The sequence below is a fragment of the Flavobacterium hungaricum genome (assembly GCF_015182285.1).
Taxonomy (GTDB): Bacteria; Bacteroidota; Bacteroidia; order Flavobacteriales; family Flavobacteriaceae; genus Flavobacterium; species Flavobacterium hungaricum.
Genome location: NZ_PRDM01000002.1, coordinates 380279 through 405129, shown reverse-complemented (window position 1 = coordinate 405129; position 24851 = coordinate 380279). Strand labels below are relative to the sequence as shown.

Below are 24851 nucleotides of genomic sequence, written 5' to 3'. Positions count from 1 at the left end.
AAAACTTTGCGAGATTAATTCACTACCCTATCCAAATCTTACTTTTAACCAAAGTCATCGTTTGTCTTAAGTGCTGATTACACGCTATTAGAATAATCAAAACTACCAAACCATAACCCACAATCGTATAAATCTCCATATCGGCCAATAAAGTAGCTTGTTTGGTAATGGTTCCGAAGACTTTTTTCAGTGCTAAAGTATTCGCATTATCTGCAGAATATCCTTTTGCCATAAAACTTTGCGCAGTTGCAGTTATGGTTTGCTGTGCTTCAGTATTTTCGCCTGTTACGAATTGACTTAGTTTTAAAAAGTGTTTTTTGTTTAAAAATACAACGGCATTCTGCATCACACAAAAACCAATTGTACTTCCCCAAAAACGCCCCGAAACCCCGACAATTCCCGAAGAAACCGCCATATTTGCCGGAACCGATGATGTGGTAAATAAGATGAGCGGAACAAATAAAAACCCAACACCGATTCCTTGCAAAATATACGGAACGATGATATCTGATAAAGCCACATCGGGCACAAAAAGAAACGTAAACCAAAAATGAAACAACGCAATAAGCGAAAATCCAATCATAAAAATGATTTTGGTAGAAACAGATTTCATCAGGAAATAAGCCGCTAAAATAAGTCCGATTACATTTCCTAATCCGTTAATGTATTGCACGCCCGCAACACGCGACGGATCCCAATTCCAGATCGAAAACATCGCAGAATGGCACAAACTCAATGTGGCTCGACTGATATAGAAAAGGAAAAACAATAAAAATCCTATTCGTAAATTGGCGTATTTAAAGACTTCAAAATTAAAACTTGGTCTTTTTACCAAAAGTTCCTTAAAAATAAATAAACCGCCTGTTATCAAAGCGATCATCAACATTAAAACCATCTGCGAAGATTCGAACCAATATTTTTTTTCGGCATAAACAAAAAAGTAAGCACCGCAAAGAATTGCTGTTAAAACCAAAAAATAACTCATCCAGTCGATTTGATACAACGGAATCTTCTTTGTGATTCGGTGTCCGCGAAAAGTAACTAAGATTAAAAAGACATTCAAAACCTGCAAGCCGCCCGAAACATACAGCATGTATTTCCAATCGTAATGATCGAGAAACCAAACGGCAATATTCATAATAAATGGCGTTGACAATAACAATGAACCGTAGTAAAACGAAAAACCAATGATGATGGCATTTTTAGAATTAAACTGTTCAATTAACAATTGTCTGATGGTAATTACCGGAAGCGCCATTAAGATTCCTTCGGCAATTCTCAGCAATAGAAAAACATAGAAATTAGTGATATACGCCGATGAAACAATCGTAATCCCGATTAAGGAATATACCGCCATCAGGTAATTTTTTGCAGGGAAAAAACTCGAAAATCTACTTTCGATTAAAATTGTGGCAAGCAAAGTTCCGTACGTAACGCACATCGCAAACTGCAGATCTTCTGGCTCGATATCCAGAAAACTTGCTGCGTAGGTTACGTTTGAGGTATAAACTCCCAGTAAAATCATGGAATGCAAAAGACAGACAAACAAAATAATAATGATTGCCCATTTTGGAACCCAGGATTTAAAAATACTTTTATCTTCCATTTTAGTGTGCCGCGATCACGGTGATATTCATTCCCGCTCTTAAAAAATCGGTTAGTTTGTCGGTGTCTTTTAACTGAATTCGCACTGGAATTCTTTGTTCGATTTTAACGAAGTTTCCTGTTGCATTATCGGGAGGAAGCAACGAAAATCTTGCCCCGCTCGCAGGCGATAAAGAAGCAATTGTACCAACGAAAGTTTTATCGCTCAAAGCATCGGCTTTTATTTCAACTTCCTGTCCAACGGTTAAATATTGCAATTGCGTTTCTTTAAAATTGGCGGTAATCCATTTTTCTTTACTTACGATTGAAAGCAGTGACTGCCCTTCTTTTACCAACTGTCCCGGCTGTAAAGTTCTTTTTCCAACCCAGCCGTCGTAAGGCGCTGTAATAATCGTGTACGAAAGAAATAATGCCGCATTATCCGCAACGGCTTGTTTGGATGCAATATTGGTCTGCGTTGTCGGAACATTGGCTTCCGCAACAGAAGTACTTAAAGCAGCCGAATGAATTCTGTTTTTCATTTCCTGAAAATGAGCCTGCGCCGATTCATAATCAGCCCTAACTTTTTCTAATTGCTGCGACGTTGCTGCTTCATCTTTTACCAAAGCCTGATATCTCTCATATTCTAATTTTGTTTTCCAAAGATTCGATTTGGCAGCGTCTAACTGCGATTCGTTAATTGCTGTCGCGCTGGCTGTGTTTATCGCATTTTTCTCTGCAACAACGCTGTTTTGTTTTGCATTTTGAACATCGGCCAAAGCCACATTCAATTTTGATTGGTATTCTCTGTTGTCAATCACCACCAAAGTATCGCCTTTATGCACAAACTGATTTTCGTTAAAACGAACTTCCTGCACATAACCTGTAATTCTGGACATAATTGGCGTTACATATTGCTCCACCTGAGCATCGTTGGTTTCTTCGTGATTTCTGTTAAATACATAAAACCAAATCCCCAAAATAACCCCGCTTACCACAAGCGCACTCGCAATAATTGTTATTAGTATATGAAACGTTCTGTTTCTTCTAGTTTCATTCTTAATCTTAACCATATCTCTTTTCTATTCTCTATGTTCTATTCTCTATTTTCTAACTCTCAACCTCTAACATTTAACTTCTAACACTAACTCTGCGTAAGAATTCCCGCCGTATGCAGCAATTCGTAATGTTTTAAAACAGCATCCAGATGAGTTGAAATTTTATTGTATTTTGCCTGAAGCAAAGCATTATCGGCATCAACCATTTCGGTTATTAAGACCAATTGGTTTAAGTATTTCAGCTTTACAATTCGGTAGTTTTCATTGGCTAAATCCAAGGCTTTGTCGACCACCACAAATTTTTCAAGGATTTCCTGATATTGCGTATGTTCTTTATAGAGTTTGTCCTGAATTTCATCTTTAATGATTTCAGACTGCATTTGCTGCCATTCGATTTTTTTATTCGCCTGCTCTATTTTGGTTTTGTTTTTATACAAAGCCGAAATATCAAAACGCGCTTCAATGCCCACTTGTCCTAAAGTGTACAAATACGGATTTGGCGGAAAAAATTTGTAGTTAGGATAATAAAAACCATAATTACCGAAGAAGTTTACCGTTGGCAGATAATTTCCTTTCACCAATTGCAGTTCTGTTTTTTTGATGTTTAATTCCTGGCTCGCAATACGCATTTCTTCGTTTTGCAAAGCTTTATCCATATAAAAATCATACGGATCTAAACCATTCAATTTATCAAGATTAGCCGTTGTGTCGATTGCAATTTCTTCGTTTTCCGGAATTTGAATCAACGTCTTCAGATCGTGAAGTGCGATTTTAATGTTTTTGGAGTTTGTAAGCGCATTCAATTCGCGATCTGAGAGTTGTAATTCGGCACGAATGACTTCATTTTTAGTCACCGTTCCATGTTTTTGGAGTGATTGTACTTCTTTTAATCGGCTTTTTTCTTCTTTAATGTTTTCTTCAAAGATCTTTTGAAGTTCCATCATTTTATAAATCGCCAGATAATTAGCAACGACTTCAAGTTCGATGTCATTTTCTGTTTTTTCCGATTTTATTTTAGCAATTTCGTTTTCCTGATTGGCAATTTTAATCGCATTATTGATCTTATTACCTACGTAAATAGGCATTTTAAAAGTCGAATTGACCTCGTAGATTTCCGGAATTGCTTTAGTAACTTCTTTACCATTAAGAAAACCATTCCCTTTAAATTCGGTAATATTGGTAATTCTGGAATACATTCCGTTTAATTCGACATCCGGAAGTCGGAGTTCTTTTCTTTCTTTGATGTTTTGCTCGGCGAGCGTAATCTCTAGTTGAGATTGGAGGACTTTTTTGTTGTTTTCTTTCGCCAGTTTCAACGCTTCTTGTAACGAAACCGAATGAACTTCTTGAGCTTGCAAACTAGTGAATGCTAATAAAATTAGAAATAGCACAAGTTTTTTGAGAAAACAATCTTCTTTAGAATTTGTTGTTTTAAGGAACATGAATACATAAATATTTTATGCTGCAAAGTTCTTTCATTTTTACGATGACTGATAATTCTAAAAAGTCAATAACATATTCATTTCGGACAAACGTTAAAATCTTGTTTTTCGAAAACGTTATATTAAAACATTGAAAAACAATTTATTACAAAATTAATTTGGTTTATGGCATTTCACGCAGATTTGAAAAGATTTTGACAGATGTAGCAGATTTTTATTTTTTTTTGAAAACCTCTCGCAGATCTGGCAGATTGAGCAGATTAATAAGATAATTAAAAAAATCTGCAAAATCTGCCAGATCTTCGAGAGAAACATTTTTAAAATTTAAATTGAAAAAAATCTGCAAAATCTGCTTAAATCTTTTTGAATCTGCGTGAAACAAAAAATTACAGAATATCCTCCCCATTTAAGTAGTCCGAAGGTCTTTGTCCTAAAATCTTGAAAAACGTGTTACTGAAAGTCGGGACACTGCTATAACCCACCTCTAGCGCCACCTCTTTTACAGAAAGTTTTCTTTCTAACAAAAGTTCAATCGCTTTTAAGATTCTGCGAATGGTATAATATTGAATAAAAGACATTTTAAGATCTTTTTGAAACAAGCGGTATAAAGAGCGTTCGCTGTAACCAAATTCATGGGCAACATCAGCAAACAGAATCGTTTCTCCGAGATTATTTTCAATATAACGAAGGATTTTACTAAGCCGTTTGTCTTTTGGCTGCGGTAATTCTAACGGCAGATTGTTAGTGCAGATCTGCGGCAGAATCGCTTTTATCGCTTTGGCAATGGCAAAGTTTGGCGTTCCTTTTTTAAGATCGCCATTCCATCGATTGGTAAAAAGCATCATTTGCAGTAATAAATTATTGACAGGATAAATACCTTCAACCTGATAAAATTCATCTTCATTTTTTTCAACCGGAAAATACAGATTCCGCATCGTCACACTTTCAGATTTTGGTTCAATGCTATGCTCAACCCCACTCGGAATCCAAATAAAATGTCTTGCCGGCAAAAAATAGGTTTTGGTTTCGGTCGTTACAAAAACCACATCGCCTTCGGCATAGAGCATTTGGGCTTTATGGTGCCTATGCGGAGGCACAAACAATTCTCCCATCAAATCGTGGTGGCAGTAAATGCTTTTTTTATCAGCATCTACTTTTTTGATGTAATACTTATCTAGTTTCTGACCGGAATGTTCCATTTTTTCTAACCGCAAAGTTCGCAATCCCGAAGCTTCGGGATACGCAAAGTTCGCTAAAATTCTTTATTAGCCGTTTAAATATGCTCGCAAAGTCGCGAAGTCGTAGAGCTTTTTTTTGGGCCACAGATTATATGGATTAAATAAATTTATGTTTCTCCCGCAGATTTGGCAGATTGAGCAGATATTTTTAAATAGATAATCTGCATGATCTGCCAAATCTGCGAGAGTAAAAAAACTTTGCGAACTTTGCGTATCCCGAAGCTTCGGGATTGCGAACTTTGCGGTTAAATCTCAAATTGGTACAAATCAAAAAAACTTTGCGAACCCTGCGTATCCCGAGGCTTCGGGATTGCGAACTTTGCGGTTAAACCTCAAATTGGTATAAATCAAAAAAAACTTTGCGAACCCTGCGTAAATCTCAGAGAACTTTGCGGTTAAACCTCAAATTGGTACAAATCAAAAAAACTTTGCGAACCCTGCGTATCCCGAGGCTTCGGGATTGCGAACTTTGCGGTTAAATCTCAAATGTCTACAAACAAAAAAATGCCTTTCCGTTAAGAAAGGCATTTTAAAAAACTTGTCTCGTTCTTAAACGAGAGGACTCGAACCCGTCTCGTCCCTAGACGAGATGACAAGCATGTATTCTAAGCAGCTTTATCTTTTCTATTTATGATTTTGAATTAAAGCTTCAATCGATGCACGGTTTAACTTTTTCAGTCTCAATTCTTCAACTAAAGCTTCCTTTTTAGTTTCAAAACCTTTCAAATAAACCAATTCCCAAGGACCTTTATTTGCTGTATATCTACTTCTATTCTCATTATGATATATTAATCTTTGATCCACATTCTCACTAAAGCCTTTATAATAGACATCAAAAGTTTTAGAATAAATTATATAAACGTAAAACATAAAATTAGATTAGCTACAAACAAAAAAAAATGCCTTTCCGTTAAGAAAGGCATTTTAAAAAAACTAAGCGGTCTGGACGGGACTCGAACCCGCGACCCCATGCGTGACAGGCATGTATTCTAACCAACTGAACTACCAAACCCTGCTTGTATTGTGAGTGCAAAAATACAACAGAAACTGGATTCTGCAAGCATTTTTGCGAATAAAAATCAATAAATTTTTAATCTGTTAAATTCCAATATTTTAAAATTCGCGCTTTTTATCAAAAAAGAAGAAGTTTCTTTCTTTTTAACAAAAAAGGAACGACCAACTTAAAAACACTGCCTCATTTAGTACAGAAATCCGACCAAGATTTTTTGTACAGAATATTTAATCTCCTTAGCAAAACCCTTGGTTGAAACCATGTGTTAGATTGAAACTTTGCGTAACCTTTCTTAAATCTCTGCGATTAAACCACACAAGTAAAAACACAAAATCCGCAAAGCTTAAAAAACTTTGCGGATTTTGCGTATCGGTTAAAAAAATCAAAAGTGTCTTAAATCAAAAAAGCCATCCACAAAGTGGAAAGCTTTTCATTGGTCTAACTACTAAACCGAGCTGAGAGTTACAAATTCTCAGCAAAACAACACAACTAATTTTAGATACCGTTTTTGGGCAAAAAAGCCTTTCTATACAGAAAGGCTTTTCCCAATATTGCGGTCTGGACGGGACTCGAACCCGCGACCCCATGCGTGACAGGCATGTATTCTAACCAACTGAACTACCAAACCTCTGCGTTATTGCGGTTGCAAAGATATAACAGAATTTCGTTTCTGCAAGTATTTTTATAAAAAATATTTAATTTTTATTTAAAATATTATCCAAAGTTTTGTTTTTCAACCAAATAAGTCGTCAATATTTTTTCAAAATTATCTCCAACATTCACCGATACGTACTTAATCTGGTTCTTAGCACAGGTTAAAGCCAGCTCTTTAAAGTAGGCTTCTGCCCTTTTTTCGTATTCCGCTTTTACATTATCTGCAAAAATAGAAACCTCATCCCCGGATTCTAAATCAATAAACTTTCGAGGGGTATTGTCAAAATCAAATTGCAGTTCTGTTTTACTGTCTACAACATGAAACAAAACCACTTTGTGCTTGTTATGTTTTAAATGCTGCAACGCATTAAACAACTTCTCATCGTCTGCCGACTGAAACATATCCGTAAACAAAATAATCATCGAACGACGGTGCATTTTTTCTGCAATCTGATGCAGATACGTAATGGTGTCTGTTGATTTTTTGACTTTTGGCTGTTCTAATAATTGTTCCAATTTATTCAACAACATTCTATGATGACGATCGCTTCCTTTTTCGGGGGCGTAATATTCGTAGCTGTCAGAGAAAACGCTTAAACCAACGGCATCGCGCTGTTTCTTTAAAATATTCATTAAAACTGCCGAAGCCAAAACCGCAAAACCAATCTTCTTTTCGTAAAAAGGCTGACTCGATTTCAGTTCAGGGTAATGCATAGAAGACGAATTGTCTACAATAATATGACAGCGCATATTGGTTTCTTCTTCAAAACGTTTGGTGTACAAGCGATCTGTTTTGGCAAACAATTTCCAATCGATATGTTTAGTGCTCTCGCCGGCATTATACACTTTATGTTCAGAAAATTCGGCAGAGAATCCATGAAAAGGACTTTTGTGCATTCCCGAAATAAAACCTTCGACTACTTGGTTTGCCAGCATTTCGAGATGCTGAAAACTGGAAACTTTTTCTATTTCTGATTCAATTTTCATTCGGTTTCTTTTTTAATATTTTGTGCGCGGTACAAAGCGTCTGTCGATTGCAGTAACTTTCGTTTTAGAATCGGACTAAAGTTAGGATTTTCTTTCAAGAATCGCTGTACTTCATCAAAGGCAAATTTAGAAGAATATTTCCCGATTGTGTTATTCAGCCAGTCTTTTGGAAAGAAAATATCGCCGGTCTGCTGAATTTCTTCTATTAAATCTAAAGAAAAACGAATGTATTTTTGAGCGCTTTCTTGTCGTAACGGATGATGAAAATTGGCCAAACCAACTGAAACCCAAGATTCTTTTTCTCTGTTTTCGTCAGATTTTAAAGATTCTACAAAGGCATTTCTAACTTTTTCGTCTTGAGAAAGAGACGGAAGCAAGAATTCAAATCGTTTAATTTTATCTGGATTCGTTAAAGAATTTTTCGCTTTCGCTAAAATCTGATTGGCATTTTTATGTTTGTAAATCGCCAGATTCATCGCCAGATTGGTGTAATCGTCTTCGTTTAACTTTAAACCCAAAATCGAAATTTCTTTACTCCAAATCTGATACAATTTTTCTTTTCCAGATTCAGAATACGCAATCGAGCTGAACAAGTTAAACAAAGTCTTTTTTACATTACTCGACAGCTTTTTTTCTAAACGCTCATACAGTATTTCCTCAAGTTCAACTTGTCTTTTCTGCTGTTGTTTTTCGGTTAGAAACTTCCAGAAAACAGCATTCGTCTGATTGGTTAAAATGCCTAAAACCAATTCATTTTCTTCCGTTTGAATTCCATTTAAAAAACAATCAAAAGCGTCATTTATCGCAGCATTTCCGTTCAGTGCATTTTCATAAACATTAATATAAGCCGATGCTCTTGCCGTGGCATCTTTTAAAGTTGGAATTGTTTTTAAGTTATTCCCGTCAAGCGGAAAAACCCCGTATCCAAAACCATTATAATTATAAATAATCGCCAGCGGTTTTTTAAGCCCGACTGCTTCCTTTAAATCTAGTTTTTGTTCCTTAATCTGAACATTCAAAACCTTTACGTCCTCTTTATAAACCAAACCAATTTGAAACGTCTGAGGCCAGATGTTGTCGGAACCGTCTGCTGCTTTTTGGCTGATTTCGAACTTTGTAATTTTGTTTTTCTTGTCCAATTCTATTTGATCCGAAAAAATTGCTCTTCCCGATTTATTCACCCAGACTTCGCTCCATTTTTGCAAATCTATTGGAGTTTCGGCATCCAAAATCGTAACCAGATTATTCCAGTCGGCATTATCGTTGGCGTAGGTTTTAATGTATTTCTGAATTCCTTTCTGGAAAGCTTCTTTTCCCATTGTGGCTTCAAGCTGGCGCATCATAATGGGCGCTTTGTTATAAATAATAGCACCGTAAAGCGATCCCGCATCTTTTAAATTAGCCAGTTTTTGTTTGATTGGATGTGTCCCCAACGAACGATCTTCGCCATAAGCGCCTGGATAATGGGTATTTAAAAACTGTAGATTGTGATTGATTTTCGGAAAAATCGGGTTCATGATTTTGTCTGCCATAAAGTTTGCAAAAACTTCTTTCATCCAAACATCGTCAAACCATTTCATGGTAACCAAATCGCCGAACCACATATGCGACGTTTCGTGTGCGATGAGTTTGGCACGGTTTAATTTTTCGTTATCAGTCGAACTGTTGTCCAAAAATAATGTAGATTCTCGATACTGAATAGCTCCAACGTGTTCCATTCCGCCGTATTGAAAAACGGGAATCGCAGCAAAATCTAATTTTTGAAACGGAAACGCATAATTGGTATATTTTTCCAGAAAATCCAAAGACTGCTGGTGAAGTCCAAAAATGGTATCGGTGCTCATTTCAATCTTTTTCGGATTGTTTTCGCGATACAGCATTTTCATTTCGAATTTTCCAGGTTTCTGAACCGTTTCTTTAAATTTTCCCGCTACGAAAGAAAACAAATAAGTACTCATTTTGTCTGATTCGCCAAAAGTATAAGCAGTAAAATCTCCTTTTTCGATTTTGTTTTTTACTTCGGCTCCAGCCAAAACCTGCCAATCTTTAGGGACAGTCAAACTGAGTTTATAAGTCGCTTTGATATCCGGCTGGTCAAAACATGGAAACAGTGTGCTGGCACGGTCTGGAACTAATAAGGTATATAGAAAATCGTCGTTTCTGTTTAAAGACAAATTGCCTGCGATAAAAGAAATTGAAACTGCATTTTTACCCTGCTTTAAGTCTCCTCCTGCTATAAAAATATGGCCGTATTCATGATTTATTTTGACGTTTTTGCCATTAACTTGAATGGATTTTACATTTTCTGATTTTTCTTTAAAATCTAAAACTAAGCCTGAATGCAAATCACTAATAGTAAGATTTAAATTTAATTGGGCATTGATATTTTCATTTTTCTGCTTCGGAATTTCAAACAAAAGTTCATACGATACTTCAGAAATTTGATACTTTCTAAAATTAGCCAATTGCTGCGAAACACCATTTTCTACCAAAAATTTTTCTTCTGGCTTTACTTGCGAAAAACCAATTGTCGGCAGCATCAAAAAACAAAGAAAGCTGTAAATAATTTTCATTTTTAGGAATATAAGATTTGCTAAAATAACAAATACACTGCTTTTTCGCAAACAATTACTGCAACAGTATTGCATTTGAAAATAAGATTTCTATATTTGCAACATCATTGCATTAATTCGCAAAAAAAATATCTCATCCAGAAGTTACTCTTCACGAATGAAAAAGAAATTTAAATTTATAAATCTTCTAATGCCTTTAATTGTATTGTTCGCAATACTATTTCCGGCTGTGCATTCGTACGAACATATTCTGGATACCCAATGTTCCAAAGAAAAAATAGAATTTTCTGTTTCAGAGAAACCACAGTTCAAAGCCAAACTGCATTCGTTTCATAAATGTTCGATCTGCGATTTTAAATTCAGCGCTGTCGGCACTTTTGAATTTGCTGTTTTTCAATTTTACAAAAATGTCTCTATTGTAAAACATCTTAGTTTTTACAACCAGCAACATTTAGCATTTTTTAAGGGGTCATTATTCTCACTCCGAGCCCCGCCCGTTTTTACACTTTAATTTTTTGTACTCCCAATTTATTGGTTATTTGACTGTTTGGCTCTTTTTATGATTTAAAATCTTAAAAAAGAGAAGCGCAATCTCTCATTCTTTTTAGCAGTTTCTACTTTGCAGCAACAATACATTTTTGCATCAAAAATCTTTTTTTGGTGTTGAGAATCTGCTTTTTCTGTACAAAAATCCTATCCCTTTTTTATCGATTTCTACAATCCTGTCGCCCTTCTGGTATTAACCAGAAGCAAAGACAATACCTCTTTGTAACCCAAATACTCTTTATAAAATGATTAAAATCAAATCAGAAAAAATGAAAACAACAAAACTCATTCTAGCTTCTCTTTTTGCTGCAATTGCTTTTACAAGCTGCAGTAATGACGATTCAGAGCAAGACCAAGAAGCTGCCGTTCCTACGATTGACAAAATCGAACTTGGACTTGGCAACAACGAAGCGGCTACGATTGGCCAGGATTTCCATTTTAATGCTGAAGTGACTGCAGCAGACAAAATCGAAAATGTACAGGTAAAAATTATTCAGAGAAGCACTGAAACGTATTCAAAAGTCTGGTCTCATGAAATTACTTGGACACAATATGCCGATGCAAAAAACGCAACGGTACACAAACATTTTGATATTCCAGAAGATGCTGCAGAAGGTAAATACGACTTCATCATTATTGTAAATGATAAAAACGGAAGCAAACTAGAGGTAAAGAAAAACCTAACGATTTACAAACTAGAAAACATTCCCGTAAATCCTGTCGCATCAGTATTTACGGTTTTCATAAATGACGCTTTTCTGTACCGAAAAGGCAAGTTTTCTAATGCCGATGCAAAGTTTAAAAACAATGATATTTTCAGTTCTCAGGTAACGCTCGAAGGCGTAAAAGGCGATGGCATTATGTACTTGCTTTTGATTAATAAAAACAACAAACACAATCCTGAAAGTGTGGATCAGATTGATTTTAGTAAAGTAATTGTTTACGATGTTTTTGAGCATAAAAATGTGGCAGATGCAGGTCAGTTTTCAAATGTTCCATGGGACGGTACAAATTTTACCAGAGAAACTCCAAAACTTACCATTGGTGCTGCAAAAGACAATAATGTTCCCGTTCCGCAAGATTTAACGGCCAATAAATCTTGGACGTCTGGCAGTTATACTTTCTTGGTCTTGTATAAAAACACAACGTACAATATCAATTTTTCTCAATCACTTGAGCTTCCATTTGCACTTTAATTAAAATCAGAAAAAATGAATAAAATAAAGTTTCTATTAGGGCTTTTTGCTCTTGTTTTTATTTCATCATGCTCAAGCGATGATGCTGCAATTGATACCGAATATCCTGTAATTGATATAACGGGTTCCAATGCTTTTCCGATCCAGTGCAGTACAATCGAGCGCGGACAGACGATCACTTTTAAAGCCGTTTTTAGTGATAATGCCGCGCTGGGTTCGTACAGTCTGGATATTCACCACAATTTTGATCATCATACACACAGCACAGAAGTTGTGAGCTGTGAAATGGAAGCTGTAAAAAAACCTGTAAAACCAATGCTTTTCATTAACAATTATACTATTCCAGATGGTGTAAAAAATTACGAAGCAACAGCACAAATTAGTATTCCTGCCGATGTAGATCCAGGAGATTATCACTTTATGATCAGACTTACGGATAAAGAAGGCTGGCAGACGCTTAAAGGTTTAAGTATTAAAATTTTATAAATCGGATTTAATGAAGAATGCCCAATTCCTTTTTTGGAAATATTGCTTTTTACTTTTCAGTTTAGTGTTTTCTATCGAAGTTATTTCTCAGAATCAGCCTTCAGAAAAAAAACCTGAAATCAAAGAACTTAAAGAAGTTTTGATCAACGGAAATTCTATTGAAAAACGCAAAAAAGAAGAATCGCTGAATGTAGAAACAGTCAACAATAGTTTTATTCAGCGCAATCTTGGCGGGAGTTTGATGCAGTCTTTGCAGAAATTACCCGGCGTTAAAACAATATCAATTGGTTCTGGAGGTTCAAAACCGCTTATTCGTGGTTTGAGTTTTAATCAGGTGATTGTGGTAGAGAACGGCTTAAAACACGAAGGCCAGCAATGGGGAGCCGATCACGGTCTGGAAATCGATCAGTATGCTGTAAACCGTGTAGAAATTATAAAAGGGCCGTCGTCTTTTATTTACGGATCTGATGCTGTTGGCGGTGCGGTAAATATTAAACCGCTTCCACTTCCGTTCAAAAACACTTTTGGCGGCAATGTTGATCTTACCGGAAAAAGTAATAACGCACAATTTGGGAGTTCCTTCAATTTATTTGGAAGAAATGAAAACTGGTCTTTCGACACGCGTGTCACAACAATGGATTACGGCGATTATCGCGTCCCGACAGATACCGTTCATGTTTACAGTTATGCAGTTCCGTTGTACAAAAATCATTTGCGAAATACAGCAGGGCGTGAACTCGATTTTCATTTGAGTACAGGATATTCTGGAGAAAACCTGAAGTCTGTTTTTTATTTCAGCAATGTTTACACCAAAAGTGGGTTTTTCGCAAATGCGCACGGACTCGAACCTCGAAATGTAGATGCCGAATTACACGATAAATCGAGCCGTGATATTTTGATGCCGTATCAGCAGGTCAATCATTTAAAGGTGAGTAATACGACTTCTTTCCAAGTAAAAAATCATGCTTTTGAAACGCAGATTGGTTTTCAAAAGAACTTTAGAAGAGAATGGAGTCATTATGTGAATCACGGTTATATGCCTCCGATTTATCCTGAAGATATGTATGCTCCACAAGATCTAGAACGTCAATATGATAAAGACGTTTGGTCGTTTTCTGCTAAAGATGAATTTGCTGTAAAACGTCATCAAATTACTGTTGGAACCAATGTTGTTTCGCAACAAAATGCAATCAGCGGATGGAGTTTTTTGATTCCGGCTTTTACACAAATCAATGCTGGTTTGTTTGTCTATGATAAAATAGAATTGAACGAGAAATGGTTTGTGCATGGCGCTGTACGTTATGATTATGGCAAAATCAAAATGAAATCGTATTACGATTGGTTTGAAAGTCCCGTTTCTGAAAACAATCAGACGCAGTTGGAATATTTGCAGCGCTCTCAGGATCTGACTAAAACTTTTAAAAGTTTTACATGGTCGGCAGGGGTGAATTATAATCCTGGAAATCTTTCGCTTAAAGCGAATTTAGGATCAAGTTTTAGAATGCCAATTGCAAAAGAGCTGGCGTCAAACGGCGTTAACTATCATTATTTCAGATTCGAAAAAGGAAATCCGAATCTCGATGCCGAACGTTCGTATCAATTGGATTTAGGAATGGAATGGCAGCAGCAAAACTGGTCTTTTCAATTGACTCCGTTTCTTAATTATTTTCCAAATTTTATTTATCTGAATCCTACTGCTGCTCATGATATTTATTACGGAGCAGGAAATCAGGTTTTTGAATACGAGCAGAGTAAAGTCTTTCGTTACGGAGCAGAATTACAGACCAGTTATTATTTCCTGAAATCTCTAAGCGCAACAATTGCAGCCGAATATTTGTATTCTGAACAAAAGTCGGGAAGCAAGAAAGGCTATACGCTTCCGTTTTCGCCGCCACCGTCTGTTTTGTTCGGACTTAATTATGAACCGCAAATCCGCTTTTTAAAAGAATCATATTTCGCTGTTGACTATCGTATTACGGCACCACAAAACCAGATTGTGCCGCCTGAGAAAAAAACAGCCGAGAGCCATGTTTTTAATCTGGCATTTGGAACAAAAATAAAATCGGGAAAACAGGACATCAGCTTCAGCTTTCAAATCCAAAATTTATTCAATACAAAATATTTAAACCATACAAGCTTTTATCGGCTTATCGAACTTCCAGAAGCGGGAAGAAACATTATTGTTTCTATGAAAATTCCGTTTTCGTTTTCGCGATAAGCCCATTCAAAACTCAACTATTTACAAATTTTAAATCCTTTATTACAATGAAAAACAATTTTTACAAACTGCTTTTTTTATTCACTTTGTCGCTTTTTGCGGTTTCTTGCAGCAACGACGACGATAATCACGACGATCACGATCATGACGAAACTTCAGAAGAACACACTTATGTTAGAATTTTACTTTCTGACGAAAAAACAACAGAGTTAACCCTTTTTGATCCGCATGAAGACAAAACGAGTTCTTTTACGGCAAAATTTCCTAAATCGTCTTTATACACAACAGAATCTGGACGTTTTGCCGGAATCATTCACAGAGATAACAATTTTACAGAAACTTTTGACAGCGGTTTAGAATTACACGGCGATCATATTGATGTGGATGATGTTCCTAAATTTGGCATTTTAGCTGGAAGTTCTCAAAAACCAACTCATTTTAAAAGTAAAATTGGAGAAATCCTGACGTTTAACGACGGAGACGGAACGCTTTCTGTTGGTAAAGAAGCTGATGTAAATAAAGCTGGTGCAGTATTCAAAAACATTAATGCAGGTTTATTGGCGCATCACGGTGCCATGGCAGCTTTTACAAACGGAACTTATGCGATTACCGAAAAAGACAATTCGGTTACAGGAACGCTTCCTGAAAAAGTAAAAATTATTGACAACACTGGAAAAACGCTTTTTGATGCTAAAATTGCAACAAAAGGAATTCACGGAAATGCCTCAGACGGAGTTTACGCCGTTTTTGGTTCTGCAAGCGGTATTTTAGTGGTAGAAAGTAATGGAAACCAAAAACTAATCAATCATCCAGAAGATTTTGGAACCGCTTGGTTTGGGAGTATTTTAGAAACAGCTGCTGCTGGAAAATTTATTGGTTACACGGCTGCAAAAGGCGCTTATTTAATTGATGTTACCGCGAATACTGTAAAACCAATTATTCAAAACACAACCATTATGCAATGTAAAGTGAGTTACGATCATAAAAAACTAGCTGTTTTATTGCATTCGGGAGATTTAAAATTGTATGATCTAAACAGTCTGCAGGTCGAAAAAGAGATAAAAGCAACTGCTGCAACAGCAACAGATGCAACAGTAAAACCGCAGCTGGCAGTTACAGATAGATTTGCTTACATCACTTCGCCAACTACAGGCGAATTACTACAGGTAAACCTTTCTTCGTCAGCAATCAAAAAAACAAAGGTTTCAAGCACGCCATATATGATTACTATTATTGGATATGAAAACAGCGAAAGCCACAGCCACTAATTTAGATAATTAAGTAACCTTATTTAGTTTTATCACACATTGCTAAATACAAGTTCGCAAAGCTTTAATAAAAAAAGCTTTGCGAACTTTTTATTTATAATATCTAAAAAATAATCCAATTACACTGCAAAACAAAAAAGGCCTGACGTTTGTCAAACCTTTTTCTTTACTAATTCAAAGCTATTTAAAAAAAAATTATTCTGTTTGTTGAAAATCAAAACTCAAATCTCCTGCGTTGTAATTTGAGGAAACCATTGTCGGAAAAGTCTGTGCGGTTCCAGAAAGCCATCTGTACTCATTAATTGTAATATTGCCAGCCGCAATTGGATAAGTAACATTGCTGTTGTCTGCTTTGTTCTTTTTATACCAATCATTAGAATTCATGGTAATCATGTATTTTTTGTCTTTGTCCAAAGCCAATTCGCTGATTTCTTTTGAAACCTGTACGTCTGCAGTAGCTGCGTTTACAGTTTCAGAACGCAAAACCGTTTTTGTAGCAAAGTCCCAGATCGTGACACGAATCGCCGGGTTTGCCGCGGGCAGTTTTAAGGTAATGGCCTTTATTTTTCCTTTTACAGTTGGTGTAAATACGAGTCCAAACTCATAATCTCCTGAGTTAATAAAATTGGATACTGTAGTAAAACCTGTAGCGGTGTAGTAAGCTGCCAACGGGTTTTCTGTATTAAATTTTGGCGTATTGTCTTTGTCGTCATCACTGCTGCAGGCAGCGGCAAGTGTAACAATTAAAAGTGCGATAATTGATTTAAAAGCTCTCATGATATTTAATTTTAATTAGTTATTATTAAATTGAATTGGTTGTTGTTTTTTAAGATTGCTGCTGTATGAAACTGCAGTAATTGCTGGTAATAAAATGGTAAAAATGGTTTTGAAATTTTTCATAATAATTTTAGTTGTAAAAAAATGGTCAAATGGTTCTTTTTTAATTCAATAGCTTTATTTTTGTAACAATCTATTAAGGCTTTTTTATTCCTTGTGATTGATTTACAGGACAAAGTTGCTGGATTAAATGCTGTCAAAAAACCACTAATAGACAAACAACATTTTAAATAGACAGACGACTTATTTTTTGTTATAAAAGCCAATTTGATGATGAAAAAATACTCTTGTATTATTGTTGATGATGACGAAATAGACCGACTTACGGCAGTTTCTTATGCCAAGAAGTTTCCTGTTTTGGATATTTTAGGTGTTTTTGAATCGGCAGAAGAAGCCGTTCCTTTTTTAGAAAAACAAAAAGTTGATATCTTATTTCTAGATATCGATATGCCGGGCTTAAACGGAATCGAACTTAGAAAACAGACATTAGATATTCCTGTATGCATTTTTATAACTGCACATCCTGAACATGCAGTAGAAAGTTTCCAAATCGAAACGTTGGATTTTATTGTAAAACCCTTAAAACTAGAACGCTTTACCCAAACCATAAACCGTATTGAAGAGTTTATGGAAATAAAACTGAAAGCTTCTCTTTTTGAAGCCAGTATTGGCGGTGACACTATTTATATAAAGGAAGGCCACGAACAGACGAAAGTGAAACTTCACGAAATTCTTTATCTCGAAGCCTTGAAAGATTATACTTTGGTGATTACGGATAAAAAAAGGCACTGCGTTTTATCGAGTATTGGAAATCTTTTGAAAGAAGATCATTTTCAATCTTTTATCAGGATTCATAGAAGTTATGCCGTTCAGAAACAGTTTATCCAGAAGATGAACTCAACCGAAATCCTTTTAAATAACAATGTCACAATTCCGGTTGGGAGAAGTTATAAAGAAAACTTAAACCTGATTTAGATGAAGAAAGCCGGTTTTTTGTTTTTGCTGCTTTTCTCGATGGCTGCTTTTTCGCAGCAAGAACCAAATTTGGCAAAATTCAGATCTACTAACGAAAAACTAAAAGTCTGGCTTAAATATGCTAACGAAGTTTCTGATGCCGAAAATTATCCCAAACTCGTAATCGTTGCGCAAAAAGGAATTGAACTTTCCCGAAACCACAATGCTTACACTTCTAAGTTTTATTTTTTAAAAGGAAAAGGCTACGAGTTCAATAATAATCAAAATAAGGAAGCTGCTGCTAATTACGAACTCGCCTTACAGTATGCGCAGAGAGCAAAACATCTCAAAAATGAAACTTCTGCTTTAATGCGCCTCAATTATGCCTATTATGCATTAAACGAAACTTCTAAAAGAAAAAATTTAATCAAATACATTAAGCAGGTTCTGGACACCACAAAAAGTACTTATACAAAATCAGTATTATACGGAAGTCTTGGAGAATATTACCTTGATAATGCGGCTTACGAAACTTTTATCAGCTATCAGCTAAAAGCAATTAATTATAAAAAACAGCTTGATAAAAGTATTCCGAATGATGAAGTTATCGGGGTTTCATACAGTCAAATTGCGGCGGCATATACCAAAATGAAACTCTATCACAAAGCCATAGAATATTTAAATTACGCACAGCCTTATATAAAAACATCTAATTATGTCAGTGCTTTTTCGTGCAATTATTATTTGCAGTGTTTTGTCCCGTTGAAAAATATAGACAGCATTCAAAAATATTATAAGCTCATTTATAGCTATCCAACCAAAAAAGATTCTTTGTTCCTAAATCTGAGTTTCGCCAATCGAAGTGTTTCCGAATATTATGCCAATGAAGGAAAGATAAATACCGCTTTTTATTATGCAAAAAAAGCCGTTAGACTAGCTGATAAATCGAATGATGAAGACATGATAATGGAAGCCAATGCAGTAATGGGAAGGGTTTTGTATGAAAAAAAAGATTACAAAAAAGCTATTGAAATCTTAAAAACAGCCTCAAAAAACGCCTTAGCTTTTGATAAAGAGTCGTTTGTAAAAATCAATAAAAAACTCTCCCAAAGTTACGCTGCTCTCAAGCTTTGGAAGGAAGCCTATCATTATAACGAAATTTACAATAAGTACAATGACGAAATGATGCAGGAATCAGCAAAACAAAGTATTGCGAATGCCGAAGCACATTATCAAAACAAAACCAAACAGCAAAAAATCAAAAACCTTTCTACCGAAAACACCCTTAAAAACATTCAGATTAAAGAAGCCGACAAACAGCGTATTTATTTAATTTCGGGATTGGTATTGGTTGGAATTATCGGATTATTGTTGTTCAATCAAAACAGAAACCGAAAGAAAACCAATCAGAAATTACAGCTTTTAAATCAGGAACTGGATGAAGCCAATAAAATAAAAGCACGTTTTTTCAGTATTTTAAACCATGATTTAAGAAGTCCGATTTCGAATTTAATTCACTTCCTGCATCTTCAAAAAGAAAATCCAGAATTGCTGGATGAAGAAACGGCTCTAAGAATGCAGACCAAAATTACAACCGGCGCCGAAAATTTATTGGATTCTATGGAAGATATGCTGCTTTGGAGCAAAGGCCAGATGGAAAATTTTAAACCGCAGTTTAGAGAAATTGCTGTTTCTGATGTTTTCAACGAAACCCAAAAACATTTTTCAAGTTCAGAAAATATCCAAATTTTGTTTGAAGATCCCGAAAACATCATCTTAGAAACCGATGAAAATTATCTCAAAACCATTATCCGAAACCTAACCGGAAACGCGATAAAAGCTTTGGACAAAACGCCAAATGCACAAATTATCTGGAAGGCATGGCAGGAAAACAGCCAAAATTTCCTTTCGATAACTGATAACGGTCCAGGCGGCACTCATGAAAAATTCAAAGCTTTATACGACGAATCTGAAGTAATCGGAATCAAATCAGGTTTGGGCTTACACTTAATTCGCGATTTGGCAAACGCCATAAACTGCAAAATTAAAGTCTGCTCCAAACCCAATGCAGGCGCTACATTTACCCTGATATTTTAATTTTTTTTTTCGCCACGACCCGAGCGATAGCGAATAGGCGAAGCAATTCACGAATTATTAGTATTTTTTTACTGTAATTTGAATTTCTCGAATTTTTTCAAATAAAAGTCACGTTTTTTACTGATGCGCTAATTAGTAAAATTTAAATAATCGGTGAAAATCATTTTAAGTAGCAAACTTTTATAAAACACATAAGAATAAATAATTCGTGAATTGCTTCGCCTATCCGCTATCGCTCGGATCGTGGCGAAAAATAATTACAGCATTCATTTGTAAAAATTCGAGAAATTCAAATTGTAGTAAAAAAATTAGTGCCAATTCGTGTAATTCGTGGAAAGAAAAACTCGAGTTCAAAATAAAAAAATTCGTGAATTGCTTCGCCTATTCGCTATCGCTCGGGTCATGGCGAAAAATAATTACAACATTCATTTGTAAAAATTCGAGAAATTCAAATTAAAGCAAAATAAAATTAGTGCCAATTCGTGTAATTCGTGGCGAAAAGAAAACTCTAGTTCAAAATAAAAAAATTCGTGAATTGCTTCGCCTATTCGCTATCGCTCGGGTCGTGGCGAAAAATAATTACAACATTCATTTGTAAAAATTCGAGAAATTCAAATTAAAGCAAAATAAAATTTGTGCCACCTCGTGAAATTCGTGGCGAAAAAACTTTCTAATTCGCAGCAAAAAAACACCAATAAAAAAGGCTTGACTTTCGTCAAACCTCTTTTATATAAAATTGCAATCTGTTGATTACAACAAAGCGTCTAAGCTGTCTGCGTAGGCTTGTTTAGGAGCTACTCCTACTTGTTTTCCTACTACTTCACCGTTTTGAAAAACCAAAACCGTTGGTATGTTACGCACACCATATTTTGCAGCAAATTCTTGGTTAGCGTCTACATCTACTTTACCAACAACTACTTTACCAGCGTATTCCTCGCTTAATTGGTCAATAATCGGACCAACCATTCTACAAGGACCACACCATGCTGCCCAAAAATCTACCATTACTGGTTTATCTGATTTTAAAACTACTTCATCAAAAGTAGCATCTGTTATTGCTAATGCCATAATATATTAAGATTAAATTATGTCTGAATTATAAACTTTCAAACTACAGTACAAATTTAAAAATTTAAAACAAATCAAACACCATTACTAAATTAGTTTTCATTATAAATGTATTGTCATTAATTATATACTGTAACATACATTTTGTACTAATTATAAAGTTCGTACTATTTTGAATATCAAAAAATTAAATTAAAGTTAAATTTTTATAGTATCTTTAATGGTACAAATTAAATCCAAATGCAGAAAACTTTACGCCAAATTAAAGAGTTTCTTCTATCCGAACGTTTTAAAAAATACGCCAAACGTTTCGGATTTTTAGTCTTAGGATTGTTTGTCTTACTGCTTCTTGCCTGCGGTGCTTTGTCCATTTATTTCAACCAGAACAAAACCGAAATTATTGCCAAAGTCAATCAAAAAATCAACGAAAATATTAACGGTAAATTCCATGTAACCGATTTTCATTATAAGTTTCTAACAGGTTTCCCTAATTTTACTTTAGCCTTAAACGATGTCGAACTCAAAGACAATCAATGGAATTCGCACAAACATACTTTATTGAAAGCCAAAGAAATTGAGGCACGGCTGAATATGTGGAGTTTGATACAAAAGGAAATCAATATTCATAAAATTGTGATTAATGATGCACAAATAAATATTTACAAAGCTCCAAACGGCTATTCGAATACCAATATCTTTAAACCTAAAAAGAAAAAAACAGCAAACACAGCAAAACCAGAAACCTCTTTAGACGAAATAATTCTAGACAATGTTCACGTTTCTATTGATAATCAATTGGGGCATAAATTGTTTGATTTTGCGGTAACGAGTTTAAAATCAAAAGTAAATTATGACGATGATAACTGGACAACCGATTTGTTTTTGAAAACCAAAATCAACAGTCTTGCTTTTAATACCGTTCACGGAAGTTTTGCCAAAGAAAAAGAACTCGAAGGGCATTTTGATATTTCGTATAATGACCTCAAAGAGAAAATTGACATTAGAACCAAAAATCTGAAAATTGGTGACGACGCTTTTGATATAGTAGCTTTTTTTAATGTCGGAAAGGGAAATTCGCTTTTTGGAATCAACATCGAAACCAATATTTTATGGCGAAGCGCATCTAATTTATTGTCTGGAAATATCAGCAAAAAACTCAATCAGTTTGATTTGAAAAAACCAATCGAAGTCAATTGTGATATTAAAGGCGATTTGAATGCAGAAGGCGACCCCAAAATTGTAGTTCAGGCGATTATTAAAAATAATGAATTGACCATTCCCGACGGATTGTTTACCAATTGCAGTTTTAAAGGTATTTTTACCAATAATTTTAAGCCAAAGAACGGTTTTAACGATGCCAATTCGGCCATTGTTCTCACGCATTTTAAAGCCGAATACGAGAAAATTCCGCTTACGATTTCGCAGGCTGTCATTAACAATCTCGAAAAACCCATTGCAACCGGTTTTGTAAATTCTGATTTTGATGTCTCAAAACTTAACGGAATGGCAAATGGAAAGATTCTTCATTTTGAAAGCGGCCACGCCAAAGCCAATTTAAAATTTCAGTTTGATATTGTCGATTTATACATCAACAAACCCCGTTTTACAGGCGATGTAGACATTGACCAAACGACTTTTGATTATATTCCAAAAAACATTCATGCCGAAAAAACCGATGTAAAACTTTCGTTTACAGAACAGGCGCTTTACATTAAAAAAATTGCTTACAAACACAAAAAGAACATCATTCGCATTGACGGAAGAATCGATAATTTCCTCAACTTGTATTACGACGCTCCCGAAAAAATGGTGGTAAACTGGAATATTTACTGCCCCAATATTGATGTAAAACAGTTTCTGGGCGTACTCAAAAAAAGTGCCGCCGAAAAACGAATGGCACAGAAAAGAACCGCTAAAGGAAACGTGAATTTTACCAATCAGTTAAAATCTGTAATTGAAAAATGTACGGCTGTAATTAATCTCAAAGCCGACAAGATCACTTACGGATCATTAACCGCGACAAATACCACAGCAACGCTTCAAATGCTGGATTCTAAAATTCTGCTCAAAAACGGAAACGTACAAACTTCTGGCGGTACAATTGCCTTTAACGGTGCTGTTGAACCCAAAGGAAATTATTATATTTTTAGCTCAACAGCACAGGTAAATCGAGTGGATATTGCGAGCTTTTTAAAATCTTTCAACAATTTCGGAATCCAATCTTTCAGTCCAAAAAACATTCGCGGCCGTCTCAGCAGCAACGCCAACGTAACCGGATTTATGAACAGTAAAGGCGACCTCATCGTAAACTCGATGCGCGGTAAATTGAACTTTAACGTCAACCAAGGCGCGCTTCTTAATTTTGAACCGATTATGAAAGTCGGCAAATTTGCTTTTCCCTTTCGTGATGTAGAGAATATCACGTTCAGCGATTTGTCGGGCGATCTCACGCTCCGCGGCGAACAAATCGACATTCATAAATTAACCATCAGTTCCAGCGTCTTAAACTTCGATATCGACGGAATCTACTCTTTCGGCCGCGGCACCAATCTAGCCCTGACCGTCCCGCTCCGAAATTCTAAAAACGACGCCCAGCTTTCTACAAAAGAAGAACGCAAAGCCGTTCGCGAACGCGGCATTGTCTTGCATTTGATTGCTTATGATAATGAGGGAAAAATGAAAATTAAGTGGGGGAAGAGGGATAAGGAATGATATTACTTCCCATTTTTGTCATTTACAGGAACGAGAAATCAGACTTAAATATTTTGTTTATATTTATCGGAGACAAATTTATCCGACAATGCCACAACCTCAACCAAATCACAGACTTTGGACTCGTGAAGAATTAATCGTTGCTTTTAACTTGTATCTTACAATTGAGTTTGGAAAAATGCACAAACAAAATTCAGATGTAATTAAATTAGGTAAACTTATTAATAGAACTCCAAGTTCAATCGCAATGAGATTAGGAAATTTTGCAAGTGTAGATCCTTATCATCAGCAAAGAGGTGTAAAAGGCTTAGGAAATGCAAAAAGACAGGTCGAACCTATATGGAATGATTTTTTTAATAATAAAGAAGAATTATTATATCTAAGTGAAAAGATATTAGCCGAGAAAGAAAATATTTCTATTGAAACTAAATATAAAGATATTTTTCTCGACTTAAAAGACATAAAAGGAGAAACTGTAATTCGCGAAGTAAAAACAAGAGTAAATCAATGTGTTTTCAGAAAAATAGTTTTAACAAATTATGCCTACAAATGTGCCATTACTGGGATTGATATTCCAGAATTGTTATTTGCCAGTCATATAATTCCATGGTCAATAAATGAAGAACATCGTTTAACTCCTGAAAATGGAATTTGTTTTTCTGCACTTTATGATAAAGCTTTTGACAAAGGATTAATTGGAATCAATACCGATCATAAAATTATATTTTCCGAAACATTAAAAAAGAAAAAAGATAGCGACTATTTTCAAAAATATTTTGCTCCAATTGAGAATCAAGAAATAATTAAAGCTCAAAAATATTTACCAAGAAAAGATTTTTTAGAATATCATTTAGATACCATTTTCAATAAACATATATTATAAGAACAAAAAAGCCACTCCTTCAAGTGGCTTTTCTCATT

At 35.3% G+C, this 24851-nt stretch carries 18 protein-coding genes and 2 tRNA genes; 9 read left to right on the top strand and 11 right to left on the bottom strand.

Going from position 1 to position 24851, the window contains the following annotated elements:
• Positions 1–22: 22 nt before the first annotated feature.
• From C4F50_RS09520 to C4F50_RS09480, 9 genes are all read right to left on the bottom strand, one after another.
• Positions 23–1606 carry an MFS transporter gene (locus tag C4F50_RS09520; RefSeq protein ID WP_193846291.1) on the bottom strand — a complete coding sequence of 528 codons (1584 nt, stop codon included), beginning with the start codon at positions 1604–1606 and terminating at the stop codon, positions 23–25.
• A 1-nt stretch (position 1607) separates the two neighbouring features.
• Positions 1608–2657, bottom strand: a complete 1050-nt coding sequence (locus C4F50_RS09515; RefSeq protein WP_193846289.1) for an HlyD family secretion protein — start codon at positions 2655–2657, stop codon at positions 1608–1610.
• 71 nt (positions 2658–2728) lie between these two features.
• On the bottom strand, positions 2729–4033 hold the full coding sequence (locus C4F50_RS09510; RefSeq protein WP_348536993.1) for a TolC family protein: 1305 nt from the start codon (positions 4031–4033) through the stop codon (positions 2729–2731).
• A 437-nt stretch (positions 4034–4470) separates the two neighbouring features.
• The gene (locus tag C4F50_RS09505) at positions 4471–5283 is read right to left on the bottom strand and encodes a helix-turn-helix transcriptional regulator (protein WP_193846285.1); all 813 of its coding nucleotides are present in this window, start codon (positions 5281–5283) and stop codon (positions 4471–4473) included.
• Between the two features lie 663 nt (positions 5284–5946).
• Positions 5947–6192 carry a GIY-YIG nuclease family protein gene (locus C4F50_RS09500; protein ID WP_193846283.1) on the bottom strand — a complete coding sequence of 82 codons (246 nt, stop codon included), beginning with the start codon at positions 6190–6192 and terminating at the stop codon, positions 5947–5949.
• Positions 6193–6260: 68 nt separating this feature from the next.
• Positions 6261–6334, bottom strand: a tRNA-Asp gene (locus tag C4F50_RS09495).
• 554 nt (positions 6335–6888) lie between these two features.
• Positions 6889–6962, bottom strand: a tRNA-Asp gene (locus tag C4F50_RS09490).
• A gap of 86 nt (positions 6963–7048) precedes the next feature.
• Positions 7049–7975 (bottom strand): DUF58 domain-containing protein, encoded by a 927-nt coding sequence (locus tag C4F50_RS09485; protein ID WP_193846281.1) that lies wholly within the window; start codon positions 7973–7975, stop codon positions 7049–7051.
• Positions 7972–10548: a M1 family aminopeptidase gene (locus C4F50_RS09480; RefSeq protein WP_193846279.1), complete on the bottom strand. Its 2577-nt coding sequence runs from the start codon at positions 10546–10548 to the stop codon at positions 7972–7974. Before C4F50_RS09480 ends, C4F50_RS09485 begins: the two co-directional genes overlap by 4 nt.
• Before the next feature lie 157 nt (positions 10549–10705).
• Between C4F50_RS09480 and C4F50_RS09475 the strand changes: the two genes are divergently transcribed.
• The 5 genes from C4F50_RS09475 to C4F50_RS09455 all read left to right on the top strand — a co-directional run bounded on the left by C4F50_RS09475 (position 10706) and on the right by C4F50_RS09455 (position 16262).
• Entirely contained in the window at positions 10706–11059 is a 354-nt protein-coding gene (locus tag C4F50_RS09475) for a hypothetical protein (RefSeq protein WP_193846278.1), read from the top strand.
• 304 nt (positions 11060–11363) lie between these two features.
• A complete protein-coding gene (locus tag C4F50_RS09470; RefSeq protein ID WP_193846276.1) occupies positions 11364–12290 on the top strand; it encodes a DUF4625 domain-containing protein in 927 nt (308 codons plus the stop codon).
• Positions 12291–12305: 15 nt separating this feature from the next.
• A complete protein-coding gene (locus C4F50_RS09465) occupies positions 12306–12776 on the top strand; it encodes a DUF4625 domain-containing protein (RefSeq protein ID WP_193846274.1) in 471 nt (156 codons plus the stop codon).
• 10 nt (positions 12777–12786) lie between these two features.
• The gene (locus C4F50_RS09460; RefSeq protein WP_193846272.1) at positions 12787–14994 is read left to right on the top strand and encodes a TonB-dependent receptor; all 2208 of its coding nucleotides are present in this window, start codon (positions 12787–12789) and stop codon (positions 14992–14994) included.
• 47 nt (positions 14995–15041) lie between these two features.
• Positions 15042–16262, top strand: a complete 1221-nt coding sequence (locus tag C4F50_RS09455) for a hypothetical protein (RefSeq protein WP_193846270.1) — start codon at positions 15042–15044, stop codon at positions 16260–16262.
• Between the two features lie 195 nt (positions 16263–16457).
• Here the strand turns inward: C4F50_RS09455 and C4F50_RS09450 are convergent, their stop codons facing one another.
• On the bottom strand, positions 16458–17039 hold the full coding sequence (locus C4F50_RS09450) for a DUF4082 domain-containing protein (protein ID WP_193846268.1): 582 nt from the start codon (positions 17037–17039) through the stop codon (positions 16458–16460).
• 330 nt (positions 17040–17369) lie between these two features.
• On the opposite strand from C4F50_RS09450, the gene C4F50_RS09445 reads away from it, so the two are divergent.
• Positions 17370–18074: a LytR/AlgR family response regulator transcription factor gene (locus tag C4F50_RS09445; RefSeq protein ID WP_193846266.1), complete on the top strand. Its 705-nt coding sequence runs from the start codon at positions 17370–17372 to the stop codon at positions 18072–18074.
• Positions 18075–20150: an ATP-binding protein gene (locus C4F50_RS09440; RefSeq protein WP_193846264.1), complete on the top strand. Its 2076-nt coding sequence runs from the start codon at positions 18075–18077 to the stop codon at positions 20148–20150. It begins immediately after the preceding gene.
• A 750-nt stretch (positions 20151–20900) separates the two neighbouring features.
• Here C4F50_RS09440 and trxA read toward each other — a convergent pair.
• Positions 20901–21218, bottom strand: coding sequence for a thioredoxin (gene trxA / locus C4F50_RS09435; protein WP_008466289.1), 318 nt, complete (start codon positions 21216–21218; stop codon positions 20901–20903).
• Between the two features lie 240 nt (positions 21219–21458).
• Here trxA and C4F50_RS09430 point away from each other — a divergent pair, with 240 nt between their 5' ends.
• Both C4F50_RS09430 and C4F50_RS09425 read left to right on the top strand, forming a co-directional pair.
• Entirely contained in the window at positions 21459–23930 is a 2472-nt protein-coding gene (locus C4F50_RS09430) for an AsmA family protein (protein ID WP_193846262.1), read from the top strand.
• A gap of 88 nt (positions 23931–24018) precedes the next feature.
• Positions 24019–24813, top strand: coding sequence for an HNH endonuclease (locus C4F50_RS09425; RefSeq protein WP_193846261.1), 795 nt, complete (start codon positions 24019–24021; stop codon positions 24811–24813).
• The last annotated feature ends 38 nt before the right edge of the window (positions 24814–24851 follow it).